The 4,892-nt window shown below is 52.9% G+C and carries 1 tRNA gene and 2 rRNA genes; all 3 read left to right on the forward strand.

Annotated elements, in window-relative coordinates:
• Positions 1 to 71 precede the first annotated feature (71 nt).
• A 16S ribosomal RNA gene (locus tag C8D90_RS21800) occupies positions 72 to 1,613 on the forward strand.
• Positions 1,614 to 1,699: 86 nt separating this feature from the next.
• Positions 1,700 to 1,775, forward strand: a tRNA-Glu gene (locus tag C8D90_RS21805).
• Between the two features lie 181 nt (positions 1,776 to 1,956).
• Positions 1,957 to 4,863, forward strand: a 23S ribosomal RNA gene (locus tag C8D90_RS21810).
• Together the 16S and 23S rRNA genes with 1 tRNA gene alongside form the textbook arrangement of a ribosomal RNA operon.
• Positions 4,864 to 4,892 lie beyond the last annotated feature (29 nt).

Below are 4,892 nucleotides of genomic sequence, written 5' to 3' on the forward strand. Positions count from 1 at the left end.
AAAAGTCTTGAAGAGTGAACAACAGTTAATTCATTACGAACTAACAGTAAGATTCTTTGAGCATCAAACTTTAATTGAAGAGTTTGATCATGGCTCAGATTGAACGCTGGCGGCAGGCCTAACACATGCAAGTCGAGCGGCAGCGGGGGGAAGCTTGCTTCCCCGCCGGCGAGCGGCGGACGGGTGAGTAATGTCTGGGAAACTGCCTGATGGAGGGGGATAACCACTGGAAACGGTGGCTAATACCGCATAACGTCGCAAGACCAAAGAGGGGGACCTTCGGGCCTCTTGCCATCAGATGTGCCCAGATGGGATTAGCTAGTAGGTGGGGTAATGGCTCACCTAGGCGACGATCCCTAGCTGGTCTGAGAGGATGACCAGCCACACTGGAACTGAGACACGGTCCAGACTCCTACGGGAGGCAGCAGTGGGGAATATTGCACAATGGGCGCAAGCCTGATGCAGCCATGCCGCGTGTATGAAGAAGGCCTTCGGGTTGTAAAGTACTTTCAGCGGGGAGGAAGGTGCTGAGTTTAATACACTCAGCAATTGACGTTACCCGCAGAAGAAGCACCGGCTAACTCCGTGCCAGCAGCCGCGGTAATACGGAGGGTGCAAGCGTTAATCGGAATTACTGGGCGTAAAGCGCACGCAGGCGGTTGATTAAGTCAGATGTGAAATCCCCGGGCTTAACCTGGGAACTGCATTTGAAACTGGTCAGCTTGAGTCTCGTAGAGGGGGGTAGAATTCCAGGTGTAGCGGTGAAATGCGTAGAGATCTGGAGGAATACCGGTGGCGAAGGCGGCCCCCTGGACGAAGACTGACGCTCAGGTGCGAAAGCGTGGGGAGCAAACAGGATTAGATACCCTGGTAGTCCACGCTGTAAACGATGTCGACTTGGAGGTTGTTCCCTTGAGGAGTGGCTTCCGGAGCTAACGCGTTAAGTCGACCGCCTGGGGAGTACGGCCGCAAGGTTAAAACTCAAATGAATTGACGGGGGCCCGCACAAGCGGTGGAGCATGTGGTTTAATTCGATGCAACGCGAAGAACCTTACCTACTCTTGACATCCACAGAAGGTCTCAGAGATGAGACTGTGCCTTCGGGAACTGTGAGACAGGTGCTGCATGGCTGTCGTCAGCTCGTGTTGTGAAATGTTGGGTTAAGTCCCGCAACGAGCGCAACCCTTATCCTTTGTTGCCAGCGATTCGGTCGGGAACTCAAAGGAGACTGCCGGTGATAAACCGGAGGAAGGTGGGGATGACGTCAAGTCATCATGGCCCTTACGAGTAGGGCTACACACGTGCTACAATGGCGTATACAAAGAGAAGCGACCTCGCGAGAGCAAGCGGACCTCATAAAGTACGTCGTAGTCCGGATTGGAGTCTGCAACTCGACTCCATGAAGTCGGAATCGCTAGTAATCGTGGATCAGAATGCCACGGTGAATACGTTCCCGGGCCTTGTACACACCGCCCGTCACACCATGGGAGTGGGTTGCAAAAGAAGTAGGTAGCTTAACCTTCGGGAGGGCGCTTACCACTTTGTGATTCATGACTGGGGTGAAGTCGTAACAAGGTAACCGTAGGGGAACCTGCGGTTGGATCACCTCCTTACCTAATGATGCGTGATTTTGTGACGTGTCCACACAGATTGTCTGATGAAATGTGCAGAGCGCGCGCGTCTGCGAAGAAGACTTTGTGTCCCCTTCGTCTAGAGGCCTAGGACACCGCCCTTTCACGGCGGTAACAGGGGTTCGAATCCCCTAGGGGACGCCACGCGTGGTGACGGGTGAAAGGCGTTGCCAGATATATCTCAAAGCAGACTGCTAAGTCTGGTTTGAGATATTTGCTCTTTAACAATCCGGAACAAGCTGAAAATTTGAAACGATGATTAGTCTTTATGATTAATCACGAGTCTCTCAACAAACTTGCATCCCGAAACATCTTCGGGTTGTGAGGTTAAGCGACTAAGCGTACACGGTGGATGCCTAGGCAGTCAGAGGCGATGAAGGACGTGCTAATCTGCGATAAGCGCCGGTAAGGTGATATGAACCGCTATACCCGGCGATGTCCGAATGGGGAAACCCGGTGCACTTGTGCATCATCATTAACTGAATCCATAGGTTAATGAGGCGAACCAGGGGAACTGAAACATCTAAGTACCCTGAGGAAAAGAAATCAACCGAGATTCCCCCAGTAGCGGCGAGCGAACGGGGAAAAGCCCAGAACCTGAATCATCAGCTGCAGTAGTGGAAGCGTCTGGAAAGTCGCGCGATACAGGGTGATAGCCCCGTACACGAAAGTGCAGTTGGTGTGAGTTCGATGAGTAGGGCGGGACACGTGACATCCTGTCTGAATATGGGGGGACCATCCTCCAAGGCTAAATACTCCTGACTGACCGATAGTGAACCAGTACCGTGAGGGAAAGGCGAAAAGAACCCCGGCGAGGGGAGTGAAAGAGAACCTGAAACCGTGTACGTACAAGCAGTGGGAGCCCTGATTTATCAGGGTGACTGCGTACCTTTTGTATAATGGGTCAGCGACTTATATTCTGTAGCAAGGTTAACCGAATAGGGGAGCCGCAGGGAAACCGAGTCTTAACTGGGCGTTAAGTTGCAGGGTATAGACCCGAAACCCGGTGATCTAGCCATGGGCAGGTTGAAGGTTGGGTAACACTAACTGGAGGACCGAACCGACTAATGTTGAAAAATTAGCGGATGACTTGTGGCTGGGGGTGAAAGGCCAATCAAACCGGGAGATAGCTGGTTCTCCCCGAAAGCTATTTAGGTAGCGCCTCGTGAACTCATCTTCGGGGGTAGAGCACTGTTTCGGCTAGGGGGTCATCCCGACTTACCAACCCGATGCAAACTACGAATACCGAAGAATGTTATCACGGGAGACACACGGCGGGTGCTAACGTTCGTCGTGAAGAGGGAAACAACCCAGACCGCCAGCTAAGGTCCCAAAGTCATGGTTAAGTGGGAAACGATGTGGGAAGGCCCAGACAGCCAGGATGTTGGCTTAGAAGCAGCCATCATTTAAAGAAAGCGTAATAGCTCACTGGTCGAGTCGGCCTGCGCGGAAGATGTAACGGGGCTAAACCATGCACCGAAGCTGCGGCAGCGACGCTCAGGCGTTGTTGGGTAGGGGAGCGTTCTGTAAGCCTGTGAAGGTGTGCTGTGAGGCATGCTGGAGGTATCAGAAGTGCGAATGCTGACATAAGTAACGATAATGCGGGTGAAAAACCCGCACGCCGGAAGACCAAGGGTTCCTGTCCAACGTTAATCGGGGCAGGGTGAGTCGACCCCTAAGGCGAGGCTGAAAAGCGTAGTCGATGGGAAACAGGTTAATATTCCTGTACTTGGTGTTACTGCGAAGGGGGGACGGAGAAGGCTAGGCTATCCGGGCGACGGTTGTCCCGGTTCAAGCGTGTAGGTGTGGTGACCTGGCAAATCCGGTTACCTTTAACACTGAGGCGTGATGACGAAGCTCTACGGAGCTGAAGTAGTTGATGCCCTGCTTCCAGGAAAAGCCTCTAAGCTCCAGGTAACACGAAATCGTACCCCAAACCGACACAGGTGGTCAGGTAGAGAATACTCAGGCGCTTGAGAGAACTCGGGTGAAGGAACTAGGCAAAATGGTGCCGTAACTTCGGGAGAAGGCACGCCGGCAATAGGTGAAGTGACTTGCTCATGGAGCCGAAGCCGGTCGAAGATACCAGCTGGCTGCAACTGTTTAATAAAAACACAGCACTGTGCAAACACGAAAGTGGACGTATACGGTGTGACGCCTGCCCGGTGCTGGAAGGTTAATTGATGGGGTTATCCGTAAGGAGAAGCTCTTGATCGAAGCCCCAGTAAACGGCGGCCGTAACTATAACGGTCCTAAGGTAGCGAAATTCCTTGTCGGGTAAGTTCCGACCTGCACGAATGGCGTAATGATGGCCAGGCTGTCTCCACCCGAGACTCAGTGAAATTGAACTCGCTGTGAAGATGCAGTGTACCCGCGGCAAGACGGAAAGACCCCGTGAACCTTTACTATAGCTTGACACTGAACATTGAGCCTTGATGTGTAGGATAGGTGGGAGGCTTTGAAGCGTGGACGCCAGTCTGCGTGGAGCCGACCTTGAAATACCACCCTTTAATGTTTGATGTTCTAACGTAGACCCGTAATCCGGGTTGCGGACAGTGTCTGGTGGGTAGTTTGACTGGGGCGGTCTCCTCCCAAAGCGTAACGGAGGAGCACGAAGGTTAGCTAATCCTGGTCGGACATCAGGAGGTTAGTGCAAAGGCATAAGCTAGCTTGACTGCGAGAGTGACGGCTCGAGCAGGTGCGAAAGCAGGTCTTAGTGATCCGGTGGTTCTGAATGGAAGGGCCATCGCTCAACGGATAAAAGGTACTCCGGGGATAACAGGCTGATACCGCCCAAGAGTTCATATCGACGGCGGTGTTTGGCACCTCGATGTCGGCTCATCACATCCTGGGGCTGAAGTAGGTCCCAAGGGTATGGCTGTTCGCCATTTAAAGTGGTACGCGAGCTGGGTTTAGAACGTCGTGAGACAGTTCGGTCCCTATCTGCCGTGGGCGTTGGAGAATTGAGGGGGGCTGCTCCTAGTACGAGAGGACCGGAGTGGACGCATCACTGGTGTTCGGGTTGTCATGCCAATGGCATTGCCCGGTAGCTACATGCGGAAGAGATAAGTGCTGAAAGCATCTAAGCACGAAACTTGCCCCGAGATGAGTTCTCCCTTGGACCTAGAGTCCACTAAAGGAACGTTGAAGACGACGACGTTGATAGGTCGGGTGTGTAAGCGCAGCGATGCGTTGAGCTAACCGATACTAATGAACCGAGAGGCTTAACCTTACAACACCGAAGGTGTTTTGGTGAGAGAC

Origin of the sequence: Enterobacillus tribolii (genome assembly GCF_003363015.1) — a bacterium.
In the GTDB taxonomy this organism is placed as follows: domain Bacteria; phylum Pseudomonadota; class Gammaproteobacteria; order Enterobacterales; family Enterobacteriaceae; genus Enterobacillus; species Enterobacillus tribolii.